This window comes from Parvularcula dongshanensis (assembly GCF_014199615.1).
GTDB lineage: Bacteria > Pseudomonadota > Alphaproteobacteria > Caulobacterales > Parvularculaceae > Parvularcula > Parvularcula dongshanensis.
Genome location: NZ_JACHOB010000003.1, coordinates 245,996 through 269,179 on the forward strand (window position 1 = coordinate 245,996; position 23,184 = coordinate 269,179).

Below are 23,184 nucleotides of genomic sequence, written 5' to 3' on the forward strand. Positions count from 1 at the left end.
GGTCAGCCCCGCTCCTTCGTCTTGGCGAAGCTGAGCTTGGTCCAGTCGTCGGTCACCCGGCCGAGGTCCCAGGCGCTCGGCGCGAGGTAGACGGGGTCGCCGTCGCGGTCGTCGGCGATGCGGGCGGGGTACTTCTTGAGGAAGTCCGCCATCGCCTTCTGGTCGTCCGACGACACCCACCGCACGGTCTCGCACGGCGCGGGGTCGAAGCCTGCGGTGACGCCGTACTCAGCCGAGAGGCGGGAGAGGAGGACGTCGAGCTGCAATTGCCCGACGACGCCGACCACCGTGCCGCTGCCAGAGCGCGGGAAGAAGATCTGCGTCACGCCCTCCTCGGCGAGGTCATGCAGCGCGCGGTTCAGCTGCTTCGCCTTCAGGGGGTCGTCGAGCCGCACCTTGCGCAGGATCTCGGGCGCGAAGTCCGGGATGCCAGTGAAGCGGGTCTCGGTCCCCTCGTAGAGCGTGTCGCCCACGCGCAGCGTGCCGTGGTTCGGGATGCCGATGATGTCGCCGGCGAAGGCTTCCTCGGCCAACTCCCGTTCCCGTGCGAAGAAGAAGATCGGGTTCTGGACGGCGAGCGGCTTGCCGGTGCGCGACTGCTTCAGCTTCATGCCGCGCGTGAACTTGCCCGAGCAGAGGCGGGTGAAGGCGATGCGGTCCCGGTGGTTCGGGTCCATGTTCGCCTGGACCTTGAAGACGAAGCCTGAGACGCGGTCCTCGTCGGGCTGCACGGGCGCGGGGGCCGCAGGCTGGGTCCGCGGCGGGGGCGCGAGACGGCTCAGCAGGTTCAGAAGCTCCGGCACGCAGAAGTCCTTGAGCGCGCTGCCGAAGACGACCGGGGAGAGGTGCCCGTCTCGGTAGGACTGCCCGTCCACGGGCGGGTAGGCGGCCTCGGACAGCGCGACCTCTTCGCGGGCCTGTTCGAGGACGGACGGATCGACGAGCTTCTCGATGGCCGGATCGTCCAGGCTCTCGAAGCTCCGCCCGCCATCCGCCGTGCCGCTCTCGCCCTGCGGGCGGATCAGGCGGTTCCCGACCATGTCCCAGCAGCCTTGGAACTGCGTCCCCGAGCCGAGCGCCCAGGTGACGGGCGACAGGTCGAGCGCCAGCGTCTCGCCGATCTCGTCGAGGAGGCTGAAGGGGTCGCGCGCCTCGCGGTCGACCTTGTTGATGAAGACCGTGATCGGCACATCGCGCAGGCGGCAGACCTCGAGCAGCTTCAGGGTCTGGCTCTCGATGCCCTTGGCGGCGTCGATCACCATGACCGCCGAGTCGACGGCCGTCAGCGTGCGGTAGGTGTCTTCGGAGAAGTCCTGGTGCCCCGGCGTGTCGAGGAGGTTGAAGGTGGTCTCGCCCGCCTCGAACGTCATAACGGAGGAAGTGATGGAGATGCCGCGCTTCTGCTCGACCTCCATCCAGTCCGACTGCGTCCGACGCCGCTCGCCCCTCGCCTTGACCTGACCCGCCATGCGCAGCGCGCCGCCCGCGACGAGCAAGCGCTCGGTCAGCGTCGTCTTGCCCGCGTCCGGGTGGGCGATGATGGCGAAGGTGCGCCTGCGCATCCACTCAGGGGTGACGGCGTCCTTGGCGATTGGAAGCGATCCGTCCACGGCCTACTCCGCCGCCGCCTTGCGCGCGGTCTTCTTGGCGGGCGCCTTCTTGGCGGCCTTCTTCGTCGCCTTCTTCTTGGCCGGCGCCTTCTTCTTCGCCGCCTTCTTGGTCTTCTTGGCGGGCGCCTTCGCCTCGCGCTCGGCGATCAAGGCGACCGCCTGCTCCAGCGTCACGTCATCGGGCTTCACGTCCTTCGGAACGGTCGCGTTCGTCTTGCCGTGCTTCACATAGGGACCGTAGCGGCCCTCGAAGACGTTGACCGGCTCCCCCGTCTCGGGGTGCGCGCCGAGTTCCTTGAGCGGCTTCGCGGCCGCCCGGCCGCGGCCGCGCGGGTTGTTCTTCTTGTCCTCGAGCACCGAGACCGCGCGGTTGAGACCGATCTCGAACACGTCGTCCACGGAGGGGAGGTTCGCGTAGAGGCTGTTATGCTTCACATAGGGGCCGTACCTGCCGATGGCGGCGGTGATCATCTCGCCGTCCTCGGGGTGAGGCCCGACGTCGCGCGGCAGCTCCAGAAGCATCATCGCCCGGTCGAAGTCGAGCGTGGCCACGTCCCAACCCTTCGGGATCGAGGCCCGCTTCGGCTTCTCCTTCGTCTCGGGATCCGGCTCGCCGAGCTGCACGTAGGGACCGAAGCGGCCCTTCTTGAGCATGACTTCGAGCGAGGTGTTCGGGTCGACCCCGAGGACGCGGTCGCCTTCCTCCAGCGCCTCCTCCTCGGACTGGCCGAGCTGCCGGGTGTAGTTGCACTCGGGGTAGCGGGTGCAGCCGATGAAGGCGCCGTAGCGGCTCATCTTGAGGCTGAGCTGCCCCTCATGGCAGGTCGGGCACTCGCGCGGGTCGCTGCCGTCGCCCCGGTCGGGGAAGATGTGCGGGCCGAGCGCCTCGTTCAGCGCGTCCAGGACTTCGGTGATCCGGAGGCCCGACATGCCTTCGACCTGAGCGTGGAACTCGCGCCAGAACCTCGCGAGGAAGGCCCGCCAGTCGACGTCGCCGTTGGAGATCTCGTCGAGCGTCTCCTCCATATCGGCGGTGAAGTCGTAGGCGACGTACTTGCCGAAGAAGTTCTCGAGAAACGCGGTGACGATCCGGCCTTTGTCGCCCGGGATGAAGCGCTTCCCGTCCATCTCGACGTAGGCGCGGTCCTGCAGCGTCGAGATGATCGACGCGTAGGTCGACGGACGCCCGATGCTGAGCTCTTCGAGACGCTTGACCAGGCTCGCCTCGGTGTAGCGGGGCGGGGGCTGGGTGAAGTGCTGCTCCGGGGTCGCCTTATCGACGTCGGTATTCGCGCCTTCCTCGACCTTCGGCAGGCGGGCGCTGTCGGCGAAGTGGCCTTCGGTGTCGCCCGTATCGTCGCGGCCTTCTTCGTAGACCTTGAGGAAGCCATCGAAGGTGACGACGGAGCCCGTCGCGCGAAGGCCGACCTGCTTGTCCGCGCTCTCGATCTCGATCGTCGTCTGCTCTAGCCGCGCGCTTTCGATCTGGCAGGCCATGGCCCGCTTCCAGATGAGGTCGTAGAGGCGGTACTGGTCGCTCTCGAGGTTCTTGAGGTCGTCAGGGTGCCGAGTGAAGCTCGTCGGCCGGATACACTCGTGGGCCTCCTGCGCGTTCTTCTGCTTCGACTTGTACATGCGCGGCGAGGAGGGGACGTAGTCCTCGCCGTAGAGCTTACGGACTTCGTCGCGGCAGGCCATCACGGCTTCGGGCGCCATGTCGATGCCGTCGGTCCGCATGTAGGTGATGAGGCCCGTCGTCTCGCCGCCGATGGTTATGCCTTCATAAAGGCGCTGCGCCGCCTGCATCGTCCGCTTCGCCGAGAAGCCGAGCTTGCGCGAGGCTTCCTGTTGCAGGGTCGAGGTGGTGAAGGGCGCGGAGGGGTTCCGCTTTACGGGCTTCGCCTCGACGCTGCCGATGCGGAAGGTCGCGTTCTCGACGGCGGCCTTGGCGCGCGCGCCGTCCTCGGCGGTGGTCAGCGAGAACTTCTCGAGCTTGTTCCCGTCCAGCCGCACGAGGCGGGCTTCGAAGGGGCCGGTCCCGGCGTTCGCCTCGGCCTTCAGGGTCCAGAACTCTTCGGCCTTGAAGCGCTCGATCTCGATCTCGCGCTCGCAGATGATCCGCAGCGCGACGGACTGCACGCGGCCCGCGGAGCGCGCGCCCGGCAGCTTGCGCCAGAGGACGGGGGAGAGGGTGAAGCCGACGAGGTAGTCGAGGGCGCGGCGCGCGAGGTAGGCGTCGACGAGGTCCTGATCGACCCGGCGCGGGTTCGCGATGGCTTCCTGCACGGCCGTCTTGGTGATCGCGTTGAACGCGACCCGGTCGACCGGCTTGTCCTTCAGGACCTTCTTGTTCTGAAGGACTTCGAGCAGGTGCCAAGAGATCGCCTCGCCCTCGCGGTCGGGGTCGGTGGCGAGGATGACGCGGTCGGCGCGCTTCACGGCGTCGACGATGGCTGACACTTGCTTGCGGCTCTTCACGTCCGACTCCCACACCATGGCGAAGTCGTCGTCCGGGTTCACCGATCCGTCCTTGGACGGAAGGTCACGGATGTGTCCGTAGGAGGCCAGGACCTCGTAGTCCTTGCCTAGATACTTGTTGATGGTCTTCGCCTTTGACGGCGACTCGACGATGACGACCTGCATGGAGGGGAAGCGTCTCCGGCTTTCTGGGAGCGGCGGAAGGTGGGCAGCGACCTCGCGGCTGTCAACCGCGAGAAAGATGCGCCTTTAGGTTGCGCGTTAGAACTTTGTGTATTTAGAGTTGTGTAAGACGACTCGACACGACTAGGGGATGAACGTGTTGCAGCCTGCCTACCAAGACGAAGTAAGCCCTGGAACCGGCGAAACGAACGAGCTGCGGCGCATGGCTGCCGCGCTCGTCCAGTTAGAAGCTTACGCGCGCCAGCGCGGCCTCGACGAGTTGGCAGGCAAGATCGAGGTGTGCATCGACTACCTCGATCACCGGTTGACCGGCGGGGGCCTGCCTTAGTCGAACAAGCTCGAGACGCTCTCCTCGTTCGCGATCCGGCGGATCGCTTCGGCGAGGAGGGTGGCGACGCTCACGGCCTCGATCTTGGTGGCGTGCGTCCGGCGACCATCATCCGCGATCGAGTCGGTGATGACCAGCCGTTCGAGCGATCGCGACCCCTCGATGCGGCTGACGGCCTTCCCCGACAGGACGCCGTGCGTGACGTAGGCGCTCGCCGACATCGCGCCCGCCGCACGCAGGGCGTCCGCCGCGTTCACCAGCGTGCCGCCCGAATCCACGATGTCGTCGAAGAGGATGCAGTGGCAGCCCTCCACGTCGCCGATGATGTTCATGACCTCGGACACGCCCGCCCGCTCGCGGCGCTTGTCGACGATGGCGAGCGGAACGTCACCGAGGCGCTTGGAGAGGGACCGCGCGCGGACCACGCCGCCGACATCGGGGCTGACGACGCAGAGCTTCGCCTCCTTCGGGAAGGTCTCGCGGATGTGCCGCTCCATCACCTTCACGGCGTAGAGGTTGTCCGTCGGGATGTCGAAGAAGCCTTGGATCTGACCCGCGTGAAGATCGATCGTGAGGACGCGGTCCGCCCCGGCGGTCGTGATGAGGTTCGCGACCAGCTTCGCCGAGATCGGCGTCCGGGGGCCTGCTTTGCGGTCCTGGCGGGCGTAGCCGAAGTAGGGAATGACCGCCGTGATCCGGCTGGCCGAGGCGCGGCTGAGCGCGTCGACCATGATCAGAAGCTCCATCAGCGTGTCGTTGGCCGGACAGGACGTCGACTGGACGACGAAGACGTCCTCGCCGCGCACATTGTCCTTGATCTCGACGTGAACTTCCGAGTCCGCAAACTTCTGGATGACGGCGTTGGTCAGCGGCGTGTCGAGTTGGCGCGCGATCGCCTCGGCGAGAGGCGTGTTGGCGTTGCCGGAGAGGATTCGCATAAGGCCCCAAGCTTTCGCGCCGGATGGTTGTGACGGCCCGGTGACGGGAGTCAAGCAAGTGGGCGGACGCGTTCAAATCACGTGCCAGTGGTGCCCTCAGGAAGGCGGATCGCGCTGAGATTGCGGCCGTAGTCCGCCTGGCCAGCCCGGCGCGAGCCGCGATAGCTGAAGTAGGCGCTGCCGCGGCCGAGCGTGTTTCCGCCGACATCGTCGATCCGGGCGGCGTCGAGCCCCGCCTCCTCGAGCCGCCAGCGCCCGAAGCCGACATGGTCATAGAGGTACTTGGCCGGGGCCCGGGCCGGCACGAAGAAGCGTTCGGCCGCCGGATAGGCCGTGGTCACTTCTTCGACGAGGTCGCCTCCCACCTCGAAGCTCTCCGTCCGCAGGCAGGGGCCGAAGGCGCAGGCGATCTCTGCGAGCTCGGCGCCGTTCGCCGTGAGGCAGGCCACGGTGGCCTCCAATATGCCCGCTAGACTGCCGCGCCAGCCTGCATGAGCGGCGGCGACGAGCCTCGCTTTCGGCGCGTGGAACAGGACCGGTGTGCAGTCCGCGGCGAGCGCTCCGACGGCGAGGCCCGGCGTTCCGGTGACGAGCGCATCGGCATGGGGCGGGGCGCCCGCGAAGGGGGCGTCGATGAAGAGGGCAGTCGCCGAGTGTGTCTGATGGGCGGTCGCGAGCGCGTCCGCGCCGAGGGCCACGCGGACCCGATCCCGGTTCTCGGCAACCGCCGCCGGATCGTCGTGTGAGCCGGGCCCGCAGTTGAGGCTGTCATAGGGCGCGGGGCTGACGCCGCCCTGCCGGCCGAAGAAGCCGTGCGGCGCGCGCAGGACGGTCGAGCGGCGATGCGGCGTCACGAGAAGCCGGCAGGCTCGCCGATACCCTGCGAGGAGATCGCCATGACCTTGAAGAGCTCGCCCATGGCGGTCGGCGAGACCAACCGCTCGGCCCCGTCCTTCAGCGCCTGCTTCGCCTCGTCGGATGCCGCCGCCGCGACCTTCTGCAAGCGCTGCGGGAGGCCGAGGCGCAGGAGGAAGTCGCGTTGGAGGACCGGTCCGTCGACCCGCGCCCCCGCTGCGCGCGCCTTGCGGGAGAGGGCGGAGAAGTCGACGTGAGCCGTCACGTCGGCCTCGCCGGGGCTCGCCAGGACCGGCCAGTGCGCATGGCTGCGGACGGCCTGGAACGTGTCGCCGAAGCCGGGGCGGCCGTGCCCGTAATCGATCAGCAGCGCCCGGCCCTTCGCCTCGGCGAAGCGGTGCGCGATCTCCTCGGCCACTTGCTGGCCCGCCTCGCAAGTCTCGAACAGGCTCTCCGGCTTCGCGCCGCGGGGCAGGCCCTGCGGATCGGGCAGGGGCGTCTCGCCGAGCACGAAGGCGAGCCTGTCGCCCGCGAGGCCGACGAGGCGCTCGCGCCACGGCGTCTCGGAACGCTCGGCGGTGCGGACGAACTGGCGGATCGGCAGGCAGTCGAAGAACTCGTTGGCGAGGATCAGCGTCGGCCCCGCCGGAACGTCGGACAGGCGGTCCGCCCAGACGGCGCCCTTGGCGATCTCAGGTGCGGCGGCGGCGAGGGTGCGCTGCTGCGCATAGCGCATTTTGCCCGAGGCCTCGACGAGGAAGAGGCGAGCGGCCTTGAGGAAGCCGGGACGGACGCCGCCGACCCGCAGCACGTCGGCCATCAGCGTGCCGCGTCCGGGCCCCAGCTCGACGAGGTTGAAGACCGACGGCTCGCCGATCTCGGTCCAGGCGTGGACGAGCCAGGCGCCAACGAGCTCGCCGAAGAGCTGGCTGATCTCCGGCGCCGTCGTGAAGTCGCCCGCCCGCCCGAACGGGTCGCGCGTGGCGTAGTAGCCGTGCTGCTGGTGGCACAGCGCATCGGTCATGAACTCGCCGACGGTGATCGGTCCGCCGTGGCGGATCGCCGCCACGAGCCGGGCTTCGAGCGGCGTCGGTTCGGGCTTCGGCGCCTCGCTCATACGGTCACCCGGTGCGCGAGACGTCGCCCGCGGAGAAGGAGGAGAAGCCCCAGCGCCGCCATCGGCAGGGAGAGGAGCATGCCGCGGGTCAGAAAGCCGAGCGTCGCCGCGTAGACGTCAGGCTCGCGGAAGAACTCGACGAAGAAGCGCGAGGCGCCGTAGCCGATCAGGAACAGTCCCGTCGCGGCGCCGGGCGCCCGCAACGCGTCGAAGCGCGTGATCGCGATCCGGATGATCAGGAACAAGACGAGCCCTTCGAGCGCGGCCTCGTAGAGCTGGCTCGGATGGCGCGGCACGGCGTCCGCCGCGTAGATCCACCGGTCCTGCGCGGCGCTGTAGTGATCGGGGAAGACGATTCCCCAGGGCGCGTCGGTCGGGCGGCCGTAGAGCTCCGCGTTGATGAAGTTCGCGAGCCTGCCGAAGAACAGGCCGATCGGCGCCGCGCAGGCAAGGAGATCGGTGATGCCGAAGAAGGGCGCGCCGCGCTTTCTGGCGAAGAGGTAGGTCGCGACCGCAACGCCGATCATGCCGCCGTGAAAGCTCATGCCGCCTTCCCAAACCGCGAGCGCGGCGGGGAAGGGGAGGCCGAAGAGCGTCGTCATCTGCAAGATGAGTTCAGGCCGGTAGAACACGAGGAAGCCGAGGCGACCGCCCAGGATGACGCCGAGGATGATCCAGGTGACGAAGTCGTCGAGCTGCGCCCGGTCGAGGGGCGAACGGCCCCCGGGGCCCCATAGGCCCGGCCGTGCGATGAGGCGGGTCACGTAGACCGCGCCGAGCGCGATGCCTGCGATGTAGGCGAGTGCGTACCAACGGATCGGCAGCGGGCCGAGGCTGATCAGCACGGGATCGATGTCGGGGTAGGGCATGGCACTTCGCACTGCGGTGAAGGGCGCCTTACCGACCCTCGGACGAGCCGGGAACCCCGTAGGGGCCACTCGGGGCTCGCCCTCCGCTCGTGTCCGCTCGATGTAAGGCAGGCATCACGCGCTGCGGCGGCGCAGCGCCTGCGGCGGCTGACCGTAAAGTCGCAGAAAGGCGCGGCGCATGCGTTCGGGATCGTAAAAACCGACCTCTCGCGCAATCGCCTCGATGGGCGCCGCGCTGTCTTCGAGACGGCGACGCGCGGCCTCGACGCGGAGCCGCTCGACGGCCTTGGCCGGCGTCTCCCCGGTCTCCTTGCGGAAGAGCCTGGCGAACTGCCGTTCGCTAAGGCACGCTTCGGCGGCCAGCCTTTCGACGGAGAGGGACTCGCGAAGGTTCTCGCGGGCATAGGTCAGAACTCGTCTGATCCGGTCCGTCTCCGGCGCCATCGCCGACAGCGCAGAGAACTGGGACTGCCCGCCGGCGCGGTGGTGGTAGACGACGAGGTACCGCGCCACCTCCCGCGCGAGCGATGCGCCCGCGTCCGCTTCGATCAGCGCGAGTGCGAGGTCGATTCCGGCCGTGATTCCCGCCGAGGTCCAGACCCCGCCATCCTCTACGAAGATCGCGTCCGGCGTCACTCGCACCTTCGGGTAGGCCTCTGAGAGCCTGCGCGCATAAAGCCAGTGGGTCGTCGCCCGGCGGCCATCGAGAAGCCCCGCGCGGGCGAGCAGGAACGCGCCCGTACAGACGCTGGCGAGGCGGCGCGCGCTTCGTGCGAGCGGGCCGATCGCAGCGACTTCCCGCGCGGCTTGCAGCGCGTCGACGTCACCCCCCACGACGATCAGCGTATCGAAGGAGCGACCCGCCGCGCGGACCGTCTCGACCGCCACGCCGGCGCTGCCCGTCAGCGATCCCCCATCGGCCGAGACCAGAACGAGGTCGTAGGCCGGACCGCCCGCCGCCCGTGCCGTCTGAAAGGCACAAAGGGGGCCCGACAGGTCGAGGAGCTGATGCCCCGCACAGAGGTAGAAGCCGACACTCGGCATGGCTGATATCGAGGGTTCCGCGTCGTTCCAGACGAGCATGACCCGGGTTAGCCTTCGTCGCAATCAGGAGGCTCGCGTGACCACAACCGTCGTCATTCCGCTCTATCCAGGCGTGACCCAACTCGACTTCACCGGCCCGCACCAGTTCCTCGCCCGCATGCCGGACGCGAAGGTTCTGGTCGCCTCGCGAGGGGGCGCCGACATCGAAGCGGACGGGCTTTGCTTCTCCCGTCTCGCCGACCTCGAGGCCATCGAGCGATGCGATGTCCTCTGCGTGCCGGGCGGGTGGGGATGCGTCGAGGCGATCGAGGATGAACGCTTCCTGGAGAGCGTTCGCCGCCTGGCAGCAAGCGCGCGCTACCCAGCCTCGGTATGCACCGGCTCTCTCATCCTCGGCGCGGCGGGCGTCCTGCGGGGACGCCGAGCCGCCTGCGACTGGGCGTGGAGACCGCTCCTGGAACTCTTCGGCGCCATACCGGACGCGGGCCGGATCGTGCGAGACGGCGACGTCTTCACGGGCGGGGGCGTGACGGCGGGGATCGACCTGTCCCTCGCGATCGTCGCGGCGCTGAGGGGGGAGGAGGTCGCTCAGGCGATCCAGCTCGGGCTCGAATACGCCCCTGCGCCGCCCTTCGACGCAGGACGCCCGGAACTGGCCCCCCCGCCCGTACGCGCGGCCGTCGACGCCGCGATGACGGGGCGATTGTCGGCGCAACACGACCGGATCGCGCGGATCGCCGCCGCCCTTTCGCCGGTCGCCCAAGCGCCGTCTTGACCTCGGCCGCGCGGTCCTTTACCGCCCGGCGCTCGACAACCCGCGCGGCAGAACGCGGGGGCGAAGAAGGCTGGCCGGGCCATAGGGGCGCGCGCCACAGCGAAAAAGAGAGATTTCCAATGTTCGCAGTCGTCAAGACAGGCGCGAAGCAGTTCCGGGTCGCACCCGGCGACGTCATCAAGGTGGAGAAGCTCGAAGGCGCGGCGGGTGACACCGTCACGCTGGGCGAGGTGCTCATGCTCGGCGGCGACAGCCCCGAAGTCGGCGCCCCGACCGTCTCCGGCGCCTCCGTGGCCGCCGAGATCCTCGAGCAGGCCCGTGACAAGAAGGTCGTCGTCTTCAAGAAGCGCCGCCGTCAGAACTACCGCCGCAAGAAGGGTCACCGCCAGCACATGACCGTGCTGCGGATCGACGAGATCCTGACGGGCGGCGCGAAGCCGACCGGCGCGAAGGCCGCGAAGCCGGCGCCCGCCAAGCAAGAAGCGTCCGCCGAGGCTGCGCCCGCCGGCGACGCGCCGACGGATGTCAGCCTGATCGCGGGCGTCGGGCCGAAGCTGAAGGCGAAGATGGCCGAGAACGGCATCGAGAGCCTGGCGCAACTCGCCGCGATGGACGACGCGACCAAGCAGAAGCTCGACGATGCCGACCTGCTCGCCCGCGCGGAGCGCGAAGAGTGGCAAGAGCAGGCCAAGGAACTGATGGCCGGCAAGGCGCCCCGCGCCAAGGTCGACCAGAAGGCGCAATCGGGCGAGTAACTAGGTTCAGCCGCGCCTCACCCGCGCGCTAGGAGAGACAGATGGCACACAAGAAAGCAGGCGGCTCGTCCAGGAACGGCCGCGACTCCGCAGGCCGCAGGCTCGGCGTCAAGAAGTATGGCGGCGAAGCGGTCGTCCCCGGCAACATCATCGTCCGCCAACGCGGCACGAAGATCCAGCCGGGCTCGAATGTCGGCCTCGGCAAGGATCACACGATCTTCGCCCTGACGCCCGGCACGGTCGTCTTCCGCACGACGAAGGACGACCGTAAGGTCGTCAGCGTCGAGACCGCCGCCGCGGCCGAGTAAGCGCACGGCCAGGCCGTCGCGAGGGCCCGGCGGGGAACCGCCCGGGCCCTTCTTCGTTCCGGGGTGCGGAAAGAGGGCCGAATGTACCTTCTGCTGAAGGCCGTGCTCTCAGGCGTGCTGATCGCGGCGGCGTCCGAAGCCGCTCGGCGCTTGCCGGCGCTCGGGGCGCTGATCGCCTCGCTGCCGCTGGTCTCGATCCTCGGCATGATGTGGCTCTGGCGAGACCGTCCCGATCCGGCGAACATGGCCGCCCACGCCGCCGCGACCTTCTTCTACGTGCTGCCGTCGCTGCCGATGTTCCTTCTGATCGCCCATTTGTTGCAGCGGGGTTGGAGCTTCTGGGCGGCGCTCGGCAGCGGCTGCGTCCTAACCGTCGTTCTCTACGCAGCGATGATTTGGATCGGTCCGCGCCTCGGGCTGCCGGTGTGAGCGTCCGCCTCACGACGCCGCGCCTCGTCCTGCGGCCGCCGGTCCTCGCCGACGCGCAGGCACTCGTCGCCGCGCTCGACCACCGGTCCGTCCTGCGGGAGACCGAGAGCTGGGCCTACCCCTCGGGCGCTGGTGTCTTCCGAGCGAGGATCGAAGGGTTCGCGCGCCAGGACCCGCGTCACGACGCGACCTTCGCGATCTGCCGGTCCGGCGTGCCGGTCGGCCTGATCGGCCTTCATCGGCGCAAGCGCCGGGTCTTCGGTCTCGGCTACATGCTGTCGCCGCGCTATGCGGGGCGGGGCCTCGTCACCGAGGCGGCCGGCGCTGTCTGCGCCTACGGCTTCGAGCGGATGAAGGCCGAAGCGATCGTGGCGAACGTCTTCACGGACAACCTCGCCAGCCGCCGCGTGCTCGAGAAGACCGGCTTCGACTTCCGCGGCGAGGTGGCGCCAGGGTGGTCCGCGACCCGGCGGGCCAACTTTCCCCGGGTGGAATACGCCCTCGAACGCGCGCAGAAGGCAGCATGTTACAAAGCCTCAGAACGGAGCGCCTGATGCTGCGCCCCGTCACCCCCGCAGATGCCGAAGCCTTCCACGCCGTCGCCAACCACGCCGGGCAGACCCGGATGACCGGCACCTGGCGCTATCCCTTCACGGTGGAGGACGTGCGGACGCGCTGGCAGCCCTTCTTCGACGCCGGGCCGGACGGACAGGTCCTGATGGCGATCATCGAGGGAGACAAGCTCGCCGGCACGACGGGCCTTCACGCGCCTGAAGCCGGGCGGGCGGAGCTCAGCTACTGGATCGGCGAGGGTTTTGAGGGCAGGGGTCTTGCGACCGAAGCCGCCACCGCCATGTGCGGCTTCGCCTTCGCGCGGCGGGGGCTCGACGAGCTGACCGCCAGGGCGTTCGCGGACAACGAGCCGAGCCTCCGCATCCTGCGCAGGCTCGGGTTCGAAGTCGTCTCGGAGGACGAAACCCACGCCGCCGATCGCGAGGGGGTTTGGCCTTCCTTCGCGATGCGTCTCACCAGAGAGGACTGGCTGTCATGAAGTTTCTCGATCGGGCACGGATCTTCGTCCTCTCCGGCGCCGGCGGGGCGGGATCGCTCTCCTTCCGCCGAGAGAAGTTCGTCGAGTTCGGCGGTCCCGACGGCGGCGACGGCGGCAGGGGCGGGCACGTCTTCGCCGAAGCCGCGGAGAACCTGAACACGCTGATCGACTACCGCTACCAGCAGCACTTCAAGGCGGAGACCGGCGGGCACGGCGCCGGGCGCAACCGTACGGGCGCGGCGGGCAAGGACGTGACGATCATGGTCCCCGTCGGCACGCAGATCTTCGAAGAGGACGAGGAGACGCTGATCGCCGACCTGACCGAGCCGGGCCAGCGCGTTCTCCTGGCGAAGGGCGGTAACGGCGGCTTCGGCAATGCCCGTTTCAAATCGTCCCGCAACCAGGCGCCGCGCCGCGCGAACCCCGGCCAGCCGCCGGAGGAGCGGACGATCTGGCTGCGCCTGAAGCTGATCGCGGATGTCGGGCTGGTCGGGCTGCCCAATGCGGGCAAATCGACCTTCCTCGCCGCCGTGAGCGCCGCGAAGCCGAAGATCGCGGACTATCCATTCACGACCCTCGCGCCGCAGCTCGGCGTCGTCAGGCTCGGCCCGCAGGAGAGCTTCGTCCTTGCGGACATTCCGGGCCTCATCGAAGGCGCCCATGAAGGAGCGGGGATCGGCGACAGGTTCCTCGGTCACGTCGAGCGATGCGCGGCGCTGCTCCACCTCGTGGACGGCACCGGAGACGACGTCGCCGGCGCCTATCAGCTGATCCGCCGCGAGATGGGCCTCTACGCAGCCCACCTGTCGGACAAGCCTGAGGTCGTCGCCCTCAACAAGGCCGACGCCCTGACCGAGGACGAACGGGACGCGCGCGTCGCTGAGCTGGCGCAGGCGGCGGGGCGGCAACCGCTCGTGCTCTCGGGCGCGACCGGGGCGGGCGTCGACCGCGTCCTGGGCGCGCTGATGCGGATCGTCCGCAACGAGGCGGGCGAAGAGGGCGACGCGAACGACGAGGACGGTTGGACGCCCTAGGGCGGTAGCGCCGCGCGCGAGACTCCTGCCAAGTGGACGACGTCCGACCCGGAGAGCCCGCCTTGTCGCAGCAGACCGTCGTTCTTCTGACGTTGATCCTCTACAAGGTCGCGCTTCTCGGCATCGGCTTCTGGGCGGCGAGGCGAATGCGGGGCGAGGACGACTTCTTCGTCGGGGGCAGGGGCGTCGGGGGCCTCGTCTCGGGTCTTTCCTACGCCGCGAGCACGTCCTCGGCCTGGGTGCTGCTCGGCTTCTCGGGCTTCGTCTACACCGCCGGTCTGTCGGCGCTCTGGATGGTGCCGGGCATCCTCGGCGGCTACGTCGTGATGTGGGTCGTGATCGCGCCTCGGCTGAGCGGCGAGGCGCGGGCCAAGTCGCACGTGACGTTGACGGACTACCTGACGGACGGCCTTGGCGTGCCGGGCGCAAAGGCCGTCGCGGCGCTGTCGACCGCGCTGACGCTCTTCTGCTTCGTCTTCTACATCGCCGCGCAGTTCGACGCCGCGGCGAAGGCGTTCACCGACCAGTTCGCGCTCGGACAGACCGAGGCGCTGCTGCTCGGCGCAGGCGTCATCCTGATCTACTCGCTGATGGGCGGCTACTGGGCCGTCAGCGTCACCGACACGCTGCAGGGCTTCGTCATGGCGGCGGTGGCGATCGGCCTGCCGCTCGCGGCGCTGATCGCGGCCGGGGGTCCGGCAGGCGTCTCGGCCGCCTTGGCCGCCGCGCCTTCCGACTACGGAACGGCCGCGGGGGGCAGGGGCGCGATGGCGTTCACCGGCTTCGTCCTCGGTGTCCTCGCGATCGGCCTCGGCCCGTTCGGCCAGCCCCACCTTCATGCGCGGCTGATGTCGCTCAAAGACGAGCCCGCACGCCGTCGGGGCTTCGTCCTCGCGATGGGCTGGGCGGTGATCGTCTACGCGGGCATGGCGACGCTGGCGCTCGCCGGGCGCGCCCTGACGGGCGGTGCGCTCGCGGATGGCGAGGTGCTCTTCTACCGGCTGGCCGCCGACGTTCTGCCGCCTATCCTGGCAGGCATCGTCATCGCGGCGATCTTGTCCGCGGTGATGAGCACGGTCGATTCGATCCTGCTGTCCGCGGCGGCGTCGGTCGCGCACGACCTCGGCTTCACGAAGGGGCACCCGGCACGGGCACTGCTGATCTCGCGCAGCGTCATGGCCGCGATCGCGGTCCTGTCCGTCGCGCTGGCACTCAGCCTGCCGGACAGCATCTTCAACCGGGTGCTGTTCGCCTGGTCCGCGCTCGGCGCCGCCTTCGGTCCGCTCGTGCTCGCTCGGGTCGCGGGGCGACGGCCGGGAACGGCTACGACGCTGCTCGCCATCGCGCTTGGTTTCGGCGTCACCGTCTTGTTCTACGTTCTCGGAACGACGGCGAGCGACGATCTCTTGTCGCGAGCCGCGCGACTGGATGGGGACTCGTTCGAGCGTCTGGTGCCGTGGGTGGTCCCACTGGCGCTCTTGTTCGCCAGTCCGCGCCGAAGCGTCTAAACACTTTCGACAATGCAAATTGTACGACTGTAGGTGAGCCCGTCGCCCGGGCGGGAACTGGACCAACGGCACGATGGCGACCCGGCGCCAAACCGGGTCCAGGTACCTGTTGGCACAGCACTCCTCCGTGTCCAATCCGGAACAGCTTCGGACGCGCCGATGCGAAATCGATAGTTTCGCTACCGCCTGGAGGGACTGGGATCGTACAGGTCGCGCCTGCCCGCTGGCAGGAGGAACCGAGGCAGGGTCCGTCATCGGAGCGTATGATGGCGAGCCGTTGACGACCTCGGCCGAAGCGCGCACCACGATGTTGCGGGCTCTATCCGGCGCCCGTCCAGGCGATCCCGCCCAAGTCCGGCCAGTTTGCTGCGACCGGGATTCGGCCATGACCGTAACCACTCAAACCGTCATCCCTGACCAGCCCGGCGTGCCGCTTGGCAAGGCCGTGCGGGTTTGGTGTCGGATAACCGCCCTGAGCTTCGGCGGGCCTGCGGGGCAGATCGCGGTGATGCACCGCATCCTCGTCGAGGAGAAGCGTTGGGTCGGCGAGAACCGTTTCCTCCACGCCCTCAACTACTGCATGCTGCTGCCCGGCCCGGAGGCGATGCAGCTTGCGACCTATGTCGGCTGGTTGCTGCACGGTGTCCGGGGCGGCTTGATCGCTGGCTGCCTGTTCGTCCTGCCGGGCTTCGTCAGCATCCTCGCGCTCAGCATGCTCTATGCCAGCTTCCAGGACCTCGCTTGGGTGCAGGCGCTCTTCTTCGGGGTGAAGGCAGCGGTGCTCGCCGTGGTGATCGAGGCGCTTGTCCGCATCGGCAAGCGGGCCTTGAAGACTGCGCCGATGGTTCTGATCGCGGCAGCAGCCTTCGTCGCGATCTTCGTCTTTCACCTGCCCTTCCCGCTCATCGTCGGTTCGGCTGCGCTCATCGGCGTTGTCGGCGGTTTGCTAGACCCGAACCGCTTCCTCGTCATCAAGGCACGCGAGGTCTCAGGCGACGATGTCGTCGTCGGTAGGCATCATACGGGAAGTAGCAGGCCGCCCTGGCGTCCTGCGCTCTCAACCGCGGCGACGTGGCTCGGAATCTGGCTCGCGCCGGTCCTCGGCATCGTGCTGCTAGTGGGACCGGACCACGTCTTCAGTCAGCTCGCGATCTTCTTCTCGAAGCTGGCCGTGGTGACCTTCGGCGGCGCCTATGCGGTGCTCGCCTACATGGCGCAGGAGGCGGTGCAGACGCATGGGTGGCTAGAGCCCGGCGAGATGCTCGACGGGCTCGGCATGGCCGAGACGACGCCGGGGCCGCTCATCCAAGTCGTGCAGTTCGTCGGCTATCTCGGCGGCTACCGCGAAGCGGGCTCGCTCGGCCCCGTCGCGTCTGGCATCGTCGCATCGATCATCGTGACTTGGGTGACCTTCGCGCCCTGCTTCCTTTGGATCTTCCTCGGGGCGCCGTTCATCGAGCGGCTTCGCAACGTGGCCTTACTTACGGCGGCGCTCTCGGCGGTCACGGCAGCCGTGGTCGGGGTGATCCTGAACCTCTCCGTATGGTTCGCTTTGCACGTTGCCTTCGAGGATCTGCGCGAGGTGCGAGGAGCCGGCGGCCAGCTTCTCGTCCCGAACCTGGCTAGCGTCGATCCGGCGGCGGTCGTCATCGCCGCCTGCGCATTGGTGGCCATGCTGCGATACAAGCTCGGTATGATCACCGTCCTGGCCGTAAGCGCGGCTGCGGGCATGGCCTACTCTCTCACCGGGCCGATCGGATCCTAACTGCCCGCACGGTATGCGCTCACCTGCTACCGCTTCGAAGGGCCGTCCACCGGGCGCTTGGCGGCATCCAGAGAGCGACGACGTGCACGTTAGAGGGAACACCCTCTACAAGGTTCCCAGCGCGCAAACCCCGGTGAATGCTGGTGCCCCCAGTCCGACTCGAACGAACGACCTACTGATTACAAACCGGCTGCGGCTCTGTACACGCTACGTCCCGGAATTGCACGATTGCCAGTTTCTTGCTGGTGTTCGTTGACATCGGACCGCATGGTTCGATATAGAACGAACCTAGAACAGCACGGTTCCCAAGCTCGAGAAACGGTTCCCAGACGGTTCCCAAACTGCCCGCCACACGGTTCCCAAAATGTCTCTGTCGAACGCCGCGCTGACTGTCCCTTCCACCGCCACGGGGCCGATCAAGTTGACCGAGGCGTTCGTCGCGACACTGAGGCCGAACGGGCGCCGCTACGTCGTCCGGGACACCGAGGTGAAAGGCTTCCTCGTCGCGGTGAACCAGCGCGGGATGAGCTACAAGGTCCAGAAGGATCTCTGGGTCGGCGAGAAGGGCAACCGGAAGCTCGCCAAGACGGTCCGGCGGACGCTCGGCGAGGTCAGCGTGCGCGAGGCACGGCGGCGTGCGCTCGCCGCCCTCAGCGAGATCGGCGCTGGCGTCGACCCCAACGGCACCTACGACCCTGACGGCGCGAAGGCGGAGTCCGCGGGCGGCTGGACGGTCGGGCGGATGTTCGAGGAGTACGCAGCCGACATGCGAGTCCGCGACCTCGCCTCGCGGACGGTGGTCGACCACATGAAGCGCCTCGACGCCTACCTACCGGACTGGAAGGACCGCCCGATCGCGAGCGTGAAGCGGTCCGAGTGCCGCGCGCGGCACGCTCTGATCGCGGAGCGGCACGGCAAGACGACGGCGAACCGCGTGCTCGGCGACTTCCGGTCGAGCTACAACTTCGCGCTGAAGGTTTGCGACGAGGCGGACGAGTTGCCGGGCAACCCCGTCACGGCCGTCAGCTTCTACCGCGAACGGGCGAGCGGCAAGGTGATCCTGCCGGACGACCTGCCCGCCTGGTGGACTGCCACCGAGCGGCTGACGAACCCGACCCGCCGCCTCATGCACCGCTTCGGCCTTCTGTCGGGCCTCCGCCCCGGTACGCTGATGTCGCTCGAGCGGTCCTGGTACAAACGCGACGAGCGCGCAGTCGTCATCCCGAAGATGAAGTCCGGCCGCAGCTTTTCGCTGCCACTCTCCGAGCAGATGGTCGCGCTGCTGGACGATGCCGGCCGCGCGGCGGACCTCTTCGCGACCGGGTCGCCCTACTTCTTCCCGACCCGCGGCCGTGACGGCGCGATTAAGCCGACCGCTGTCGTCAAGGAGAAGAGCATGCCCGGTCAGACCGGGCACATCCTGCGGCACACCCATCGGACGATCGCTCAACGCGCGGGCCTCGACAGCATCACCGCGCGCCTGCTTCTGGATCACACCGTCCCGGGTATCGATGGGGTCTACGTCCACGAGCGTGCCCTGTTCGACCGGCTGCTCGAGGCGCAGGAAACCGCAACGGAGAGTATCTCGCGGCTCTGCGCAAGCTGAGCTGCCGGAGCAAAGGCAGGTCGGGCGGTGTTCGCTTTTGGGGGTAGACGCCTCGACCATCCTGCAGCAAATAAGTGTCGCGTTCGCAATCTGTGAATGGTCGCCGCGGCACGGCCGACGGGAGGCAATGTGCAAACGGCGATTTATGAGCACTCAAAAGCTCCGCCTTTCAAGTGTGGCCAAATTGAATGCGGCGATTCTCTCTCTACACTGGAATATTTCGAGCCATACCCGGTAGATACTTCCGTTGCACTCGCCACTCTACTCGAGCGATTTGAGCGTGACGGACAGTCTCTAGAGATCTCTTTTCGCAAGCTCGTATCTTGGATGAAAATTGGCGAGCGTGCCTCGCATTATCTACATCCCTATCCGGCAAAGCTGCTACCCCATATCGCCCATTTCTTTCTCGCCAACCACTTGCTCGTCGGCCGTGACGAGATCGTCCTCGACCCCTTCGCAGGTTCCGGAACGGTAGCCCTCGAAACCATTTTGTCCGGTAGAGCGGCGCTCTATGCAGATGCAAATCCTTTGGGCCGCCTCATCACCGCCGTGAAGACGAGGTCAATTACTTCAGCTTCGCTCACCTCTGCAGGTACAGAAGTTCGCGCCGCGTTTAGCCGGTCACGGGCACGAAAACGGCCCGATGTTGTCAATCTCGAAAAGTGGTTCGACTCGCACGTCATTGCGGAACTCGTTCGTCTTCGGGCAGCGATAAATACCTTAGATGATGATAGCTTACGCGAATTCATGTTTGTAACTTTCTCGGCTACCTTGCGTAAGGTGAGTAATTCCGATCCACGTTTCTCAGTACCAGTCCGATACCGAGACGGCGAAACTCGTACCCAGACCTCAGTTACAGATACGTTCGAGGCGCAGCTCGAAACGAACATCACTAGGATGTCCTCGCTCGGACAGATCGCAACCCTCGGAGAGGCTAAGCCAGTCGGTGACGATGCTCGGCGATTAACAACCTCTGATGGAAGGCGGCAGCCAGACAATTCTGTCAGCATGATCATCTCATCTCCACCCTACGCCAGTGCGCAGAAGTATGTCCGTGCTGCTAGTCTTAGTCTTGGCTGGCTAGACCTCGTACCCTCTAAAAACCTCCGTGTGCTGGAAGATAAAAACATCGGACGTGAGCATTATTTGAAAGCAAGTTGGTCTGAGATCGCTCCAACGGGGATCGACGAAGCGGACACACTTATTGGGGAAATAGCTAAGATAAATTTGTCGCGTGCTAAGATCGTCAACAATTACCTGATTGAGATGCGCGCTGCTCTAATGGAAGCCGTTCGCGTTCTTAAGCCGGGAGGCCATTTCGTTATGGTGATTGGGGACAACACTGTTTGCGGCCGCCGCTTCCCTTCGTCTGAGTATCTTCGCGAGATGCTGGAGGGTATGAACATGACGACAATTCTTTCTCTTATTGATTCGATTCCTTCTCGCGGCTTGATGACGCGCCGTCATGCGACCGCCGGGATCATTGCGTCGGAGACGGTGATCGTGCTCCGAAAGGCGTTTTAGGGTGGCAGACACTGACCCGATTTTTGTTGCCGACGCGTCGACACCTGAGCAGACGTGGGAGATGCTGCGCGTTCGGATCACCGTACTCAGCGAGAGGGTATGGGAAAACCGGAACCAGTGGCCTCAAGTCGAGGCATGGCTAGCAAACTTCGATGGACGCGCTGGCTTCGAGCCTAAAGTCGAACGATTGCACGCGCTTTTTCTGCTATCCCAGTTCCTATTTATTGGTAGCGCAGAGACGCGCGTTCTCCTACGGGCAGTCTACCGCGATTTGTTTCTGATCCCTCTCATCCAGGAGGTTCGCTCCTCACTCAGTGGATGCCGAGATCCCAAGACTGTCAAGGAAGCAGTCGATAGCGAAATGGCAAAGACCCGATTCCTCGGTGTCGGCAACCCGTCAGAGAGCGGCGTGCACCTTCTCTACTTCTTCCGGCAGGAAAACAAACTGTCGAAGAAGAATTTTCTCGACTCGGCAGCTGTTTTCTCGTCAGTCATCAACGAGGATGGGAAGATCGAACGTGAACTAGCTGATCCAGATATTGAACGCTATATATTTGTCGATGATGTTTGTGGATCAGGTAAAACCGCGGTCAAGTACTCTAAAGGAATTATCTCTGAGATACTGTCATTACAGCCAAGCGCGAAGGTTTGCTACCTAGCCATGTTTGCGACCCAGAAAGGTATCGAGAAAGTTCGGGCCACCAAGTTTGGCTCCGCAAGTGCCGCGGTCTTCGAACTGGACGACAGCTATCGCTGCCTCTCACCGAGCGCGCGCATACTTTTTGATGCGCCCGATCATATCGATGCAACTGTGTTGAGAAAAGTTACTCTGACCTATGGAACCTACCTACGGCCAGGCTTTCCGGGAGGATGGGATGATAACCAACTGCTGCTTGGTTTCCAGCATAACACACCCAATAACACGTTACCGATCATGTGGGCCGAGGGCAGCGCTACCCACCCTTGGACCCCGGCTTTCAAACGCTATGCGAAAATGTAGGCTCTCATGACTCAGTCGCCAATGGAGAACCCATTCGATCTGAATAAGGCCTCTGATTTCACCGATCGAGAGATTGCCGATCAGTGGGTTGATCTAGCCAGTTCGACTGGCGGGCTTGTCGATATCTTAAATCCAAAATCTCGTATGCCAATGCTTCTCTTGGGTGGTAAGGGAAGTGGCAAAACCCATCTAATGCGTTACTGTTCAGCACCTGTACAGGCCGCGCGCCACAACCGAGATGTTGCGCAAGCTGCCGTGGCGGAAGGTTATCTGGGCATCTACGTGCCTCTCGATGCGTTGAACACAGATAAATTTGCCCGCGAAGAACCTGTCGAAGATTACTGGATTGCTGTCTTTAGCTATTACTTCGAACTGTGGCTTTCGAGTGTTCTACTGAGCACGATCAGAGATTGTGCAAGATCCCAATCGATTGAGTTTGACGAAACGGAGTTCGTCAAGTCAGCAATTGACCTGTTCGACATCACACCGGAGAATCCGCTAACTAACCTTGATAGCTTATACGATCACCTTGCGCAAATGCGAAAGCATATCGATAGCGTCGTAAATAACAGCCGGCTACGTGGTGAGCGCCCGATTTTTGACATCACCTTCTCAGCCGGTCGGTTGATTTTTGGGTTGCCTGAACTGGCTACACAGCACGCTCCAGCCATGAAGGACGTTCTGTTTGTGTATTTGATCGACGAGGTCGAAAATCTCACCGCTGATCAGCAACGTTTCCTGAACTCGTTGATCCGCTACCGACGTGGCAGTGCGACAATTCGTGTTGGCGGACGTCTCTATGGCATGAAAACCCTGGAAACCACCGGGTCGGGAGAGCCCATCAGAAGCGGTGCCGAATACGAGCGGGTAGTTCTAGATGAGATTCTTCGTCGAGAGTCAGGTCAGTACGATCGCTTTGTAAGGAGTTTAATCTCTAAACGGCTCGAACGTGCAGGCTATTCTACCGCCGCTCGTGAGCCGATCGATTCATATTTCGAAGAACTCGATTCTCGCGATTACTGGCGCTCTATCGATAAACATCTTCCGACAACGAAACAAGGTCAGATCACGCCATACCATCAGAAGCTCGCGACAGATTTGAAAAGCGCATTCGGTTTAAAGGATCATGAGGTAACTTCGATCTACGAAGCTCTCCAGGTGCCAGAACATAGATTTCTCGAGAAAGCTGCTACATTCCAGTTCAGAAAATCATGGCCTAGTAGTCTAGAAGACGCCGTTTCCCTCGCTTCAACGGTTGGGAGTCAAGCGCGCGCATTGGCCCAAGGCGATCGTGTAGCTGGCGCTGAACTTGCTAAATTGATATCTTACTTTTCAAGCGACATTCTGGCCCAGCTATTTCACGATTATGCCCGACGGTTACCTTATTCCGGCTTTGAGACAATGGTCGAGCTGTCTCAAGGAATAACAAGAAATCTGCTGGTCAACTTAAAGCACATCTTTAGGCGCAGCCGCTTCGCTGGTGAAGAGCCCTTCATTAGTGGTTCGATTTCGATCAAATCCCAGTCTGATGGGGTCCGCGACGGAGCCGCCTGGTTCTGGGAAGACGCGCAGCCCCCTAGCGGCGGGCTTCAAGTACGTGATGCCGTTGAGAATGTCGCGGTACTCTTTCGCACCGTTCGTCTTGGCCATTCGCCTTCAGAGTGCGCGCTTTGTGCCTTCAGCGTTCCTTGGGAAGCCCTCAGCGATAATAGTAGGCGCACGTTAATGGTTGCCGAAAACTGGTCATATCTTGTCAAGCTACAGGAAGGCCGACGCAATAAAAACAGTAAGCGGATAGATGCACTCTACCAACTTGGACCTATGCTGGCACCCCGCTGGGAGGTTTCCCAACATCGTCGTGGTACCATTGAGCTTCAACAAGATCTCGCAGATGCCATACTCGATCCGCAACACCGGCACGAGCTTGCTACTCTGATGAAGAAACGGTTGGAGCGCATAATACTGCCTGCCGGGTCAAAGACCGTATCCAACCCCCGACTAATCTAA

21 protein-coding genes are annotated in these 23,184 nt (G+C 65.3%); 14 read left to right on the plus strand and 7 right to left on the minus strand.

Features of this window, described 5'->3' with window-relative positions:
- Window positions 1-2: 2 nt before the first annotated feature.
- Both GGQ59_RS09120 and topA read right to left on the minus strand, forming a co-directional pair.
- Window positions 3-1,610 carry a peptide chain release factor 3 gene (locus GGQ59_RS09120; protein WP_343074306.1) on the minus strand — a complete coding sequence of 536 codons (1,608 nt, stop codon included), beginning with the start codon at window positions 1,608-1,610 and terminating at the stop codon, window positions 3-5.
- 3 nt (window positions 1,611-1,613) lie between these two features.
- The gene (gene topA, locus GGQ59_RS09125; protein ID WP_183817765.1) at window positions 1,614-4,253 is read right to left on the minus strand and encodes a type I DNA topoisomerase; all 2,640 of its coding nucleotides are present in this window, start codon (window positions 4,251-4,253) and stop codon (window positions 1,614-1,616) included.
- Between the two features lie 148 nt (window positions 4,254-4,401).
- On the opposite strand from topA, the gene GGQ59_RS09130 reads away from it, so the two are divergent.
- A complete protein-coding gene (locus GGQ59_RS09130) occupies window positions 4,402-4,599 on the plus strand; it encodes a hypothetical protein (RefSeq protein ID WP_183817767.1) in 198 nt (65 codons plus the stop codon).
- Here GGQ59_RS09130 and GGQ59_RS09135 read toward each other — a convergent pair.
- The 5 genes from GGQ59_RS09135 to GGQ59_RS09155 form a co-directional block, all read right to left on the minus strand.
- The gene (locus GGQ59_RS09135) at window positions 4,596-5,537 is read right to left on the minus strand and encodes a ribose-phosphate pyrophosphokinase (protein WP_183817769.1); all 942 of its coding nucleotides are present in this window, start codon (window positions 5,535-5,537) and stop codon (window positions 4,596-4,598) included. The genes GGQ59_RS09130 and GGQ59_RS09135 overlap by 4 nt on opposite strands.
- A 77-nt stretch (window positions 5,538-5,614) precedes the next feature.
- The gene (locus GGQ59_RS09140; RefSeq protein WP_183817772.1) at window positions 5,615-6,391 is read right to left on the minus strand and encodes a laccase domain-containing protein; all 777 of its coding nucleotides are present in this window, start codon (window positions 6,389-6,391) and stop codon (window positions 5,615-5,617) included.
- Window positions 6,388-7,509, minus strand: coding sequence for a class I SAM-dependent methyltransferase (locus GGQ59_RS09145; RefSeq protein ID WP_183817774.1), 1,122 nt, complete (start codon window positions 7,507-7,509; stop codon window positions 6,388-6,390). Before GGQ59_RS09145 ends, GGQ59_RS09140 begins: the two co-directional genes overlap by 4 nt.
- The gene (lgt, locus tag GGQ59_RS09150) at window positions 7,506-8,378 is read right to left on the minus strand and encodes a prolipoprotein diacylglyceryl transferase (protein WP_183817776.1); all 873 of its coding nucleotides are present in this window, start codon (window positions 8,376-8,378) and stop codon (window positions 7,506-7,508) included. The genes GGQ59_RS09145 and lgt overlap by 4 nt, the downstream gene beginning before the upstream one ends.
- Before the next feature lie 114 nt (window positions 8,379-8,492).
- Window positions 8,493-9,422 carry a GlxA family transcriptional regulator gene (locus tag GGQ59_RS09155; RefSeq protein WP_183817778.1) on the minus strand — a complete coding sequence of 310 codons (930 nt, stop codon included), beginning with the start codon at window positions 9,420-9,422 and terminating at the stop codon, window positions 8,493-8,495.
- A gap of 37 nt (window positions 9,423-9,459) precedes the next feature.
- Between GGQ59_RS09155 and GGQ59_RS09160 the strand changes: the two genes are divergently transcribed.
- The 13 genes from GGQ59_RS09160 (at window position 9,460) to GGQ59_RS09220 (ending at window position 23,184) form a co-directional block, all read left to right on the plus strand.
- Window positions 9,460-10,197 (plus strand): DJ-1/PfpI family protein, encoded by a 738-nt coding sequence (locus GGQ59_RS09160; protein WP_183817957.1) that lies wholly within the window; start codon window positions 9,460-9,462, stop codon window positions 10,195-10,197.
- Between the two features lie 119 nt (window positions 10,198-10,316).
- Window positions 10,317-10,952, plus strand: a complete 636-nt coding sequence (gene rplU, locus GGQ59_RS15445) for a 50S ribosomal protein L21 (RefSeq protein ID WP_183817780.1) — start codon at window positions 10,317-10,319, stop codon at window positions 10,950-10,952.
- A gap of 41 nt (window positions 10,953-10,993) precedes the next feature.
- Window positions 10,994-11,260, plus strand: coding sequence for a 50S ribosomal protein L27 (rpmA, locus tag GGQ59_RS09170; RefSeq protein ID WP_183817782.1), 267 nt, complete (start codon window positions 10,994-10,996; stop codon window positions 11,258-11,260).
- 81 nt (window positions 11,261-11,341) lie between these two features.
- Window positions 11,342-11,689: a DUF3147 family protein gene (locus GGQ59_RS09175; protein WP_183817784.1), complete on the plus strand. Its 348-nt coding sequence runs from the start codon at window positions 11,342-11,344 to the stop codon at window positions 11,687-11,689.
- A complete protein-coding gene (locus tag GGQ59_RS09180; protein WP_183817786.1) occupies window positions 11,686-12,243 on the plus strand; it encodes a GNAT family N-acetyltransferase in 558 nt (185 codons plus the stop codon). The genes GGQ59_RS09175 and GGQ59_RS09180 overlap by 4 nt, the downstream gene beginning before the upstream one ends.
- Entirely contained in the window at window positions 12,243-12,740 is a 498-nt protein-coding gene (locus GGQ59_RS09185) for a GNAT family N-acetyltransferase (protein WP_183817788.1), read from the plus strand. Before GGQ59_RS09180 ends, GGQ59_RS09185 begins: the two co-directional genes overlap by 1 nt.
- Window positions 12,737-13,774, plus strand: coding sequence for a GTPase ObgE (obgE, locus tag GGQ59_RS09190; RefSeq protein ID WP_183817790.1), 1,038 nt, complete (start codon window positions 12,737-12,739; stop codon window positions 13,772-13,774). The genes GGQ59_RS09185 and obgE overlap by 4 nt, the downstream gene beginning before the upstream one ends.
- 32 nt (window positions 13,775-13,806) lie before the next feature.
- Window positions 13,807-15,282: a sodium/proline symporter gene (locus GGQ59_RS09195; RefSeq protein ID WP_221400968.1), complete on the plus strand. Its 1,476-nt coding sequence runs from the start codon at window positions 13,807-13,809 to the stop codon at window positions 15,280-15,282.
- Between the two features lie 385 nt (window positions 15,283-15,667).
- The gene (gene chrA / locus GGQ59_RS09200; protein ID WP_183817792.1) at window positions 15,668-17,047 is read left to right on the plus strand and encodes a chromate efflux transporter; all 1,380 of its coding nucleotides are present in this window, start codon (window positions 15,668-15,670) and stop codon (window positions 17,045-17,047) included.
- Between the two features lie 364 nt (window positions 17,048-17,411).
- Window positions 17,412-18,653 carry a tyrosine-type recombinase/integrase gene (locus GGQ59_RS09205; protein WP_183817794.1) on the plus strand — a complete coding sequence of 414 codons (1,242 nt, stop codon included), beginning with the start codon at window positions 17,412-17,414 and terminating at the stop codon, window positions 18,651-18,653.
- A gap of 129 nt (window positions 18,654-18,782) precedes the next feature.
- Window positions 18,783-20,177 (plus strand): class I SAM-dependent methyltransferase, encoded by a 1,395-nt coding sequence (locus GGQ59_RS09210; RefSeq protein WP_183817796.1) that lies wholly within the window; start codon window positions 18,783-18,785, stop codon window positions 20,175-20,177.
- A gap of 1 nt (window position 20,178) precedes the next feature.
- On the plus strand, window positions 20,179-21,177 hold the full coding sequence (locus tag GGQ59_RS09215; RefSeq protein ID WP_183817798.1) for a phosphoribosyltransferase-like protein: 999 nt from the start codon (window positions 20,179-20,181) through the stop codon (window positions 21,175-21,177).
- Between the two features lie 6 nt (window positions 21,178-21,183).
- Entirely contained in the window at window positions 21,184-23,184 is a 2,001-nt protein-coding gene (locus GGQ59_RS09220; RefSeq protein WP_183817800.1) for an ORC-CDC6 family AAA ATPase, read from the plus strand.

Excerpts from the sequence above, each read along its gene's own strand:
- topA (WP_183817765.1), bottom strand. The coding sequence starts at position 4,253 with ATGCAGGTCGTCATCGTCGAGTCGCCGTCAAAGGCGAAGACCATCAAC.
- GGQ59_RS09130 (WP_183817767.1), top strand. The coding sequence starts at position 4,402 with ATGAACGTGTTGCAGCCTGCCTACCAAGACGAAGTAAGCCCTGGAACC.
- GGQ59_RS09135 (WP_183817769.1), bottom strand. The coding sequence starts at position 5,537 with ATGCGAATCCTCTCCGGCAACGCCAACACGCCTCTCGCCGAGGCGATC.
- GGQ59_RS09145 (WP_183817774.1), bottom strand. The coding sequence starts at position 7,509 with ATGAGCGAGGCGCCGAAGCCCGAACCGACGCCGCTCGAAGCCCGGCTC.
- lgt (WP_183817776.1), bottom strand. The coding sequence starts at position 8,378 with ATGCCCTACCCCGACATCGATCCCGTGCTGATCAGCCTCGGCCCGCTG.
- GGQ59_RS09155 (WP_183817778.1), bottom strand. The coding sequence starts at position 9,422 with ATGCCGAGTGTCGGCTTCTACCTCTGTGCGGGGCATCAGCTCCTCGAC.
- GGQ59_RS09160 (WP_183817957.1), top strand. The coding sequence starts at position 9,460 with ATGACCCGGGTTAGCCTTCGTCGCAATCAGGAGGCTCGCGTGACCACA.
- rplU (WP_183817780.1), top strand. The coding sequence starts at position 10,317 with ATGTTCGCAGTCGTCAAGACAGGCGCGAAGCAGTTCCGGGTCGCACCC.
- rpmA (WP_183817782.1), top strand. The coding sequence starts at position 10,994 with ATGGCACACAAGAAAGCAGGCGGCTCGTCCAGGAACGGCCGCGACTCC.
- GGQ59_RS09175 (WP_183817784.1), top strand. The coding sequence starts at position 11,342 with ATGTACCTTCTGCTGAAGGCCGTGCTCTCAGGCGTGCTGATCGCGGCG.
- GGQ59_RS09185 (WP_183817788.1), top strand. The coding sequence starts at position 12,243 with ATGCTGCGCCCCGTCACCCCCGCAGATGCCGAAGCCTTCCACGCCGTC.
- obgE (WP_183817790.1), top strand. The coding sequence starts at position 12,737 with ATGAAGTTTCTCGATCGGGCACGGATCTTCGTCCTCTCCGGCGCCGGC.
- chrA (WP_183817792.1), top strand. The coding sequence starts at position 15,668 with ATGACCGTAACCACTCAAACCGTCATCCCTGACCAGCCCGGCGTGCCG.
- GGQ59_RS09205 (WP_183817794.1), top strand. The coding sequence starts at position 17,412 with ATGTCTCTGTCGAACGCCGCGCTGACTGTCCCTTCCACCGCCACGGGG.
- GGQ59_RS09220 (WP_183817800.1), top strand. The coding sequence starts at position 21,184 with ATGACTCAGTCGCCAATGGAGAACCCATTCGATCTGAATAAGGCCTCT.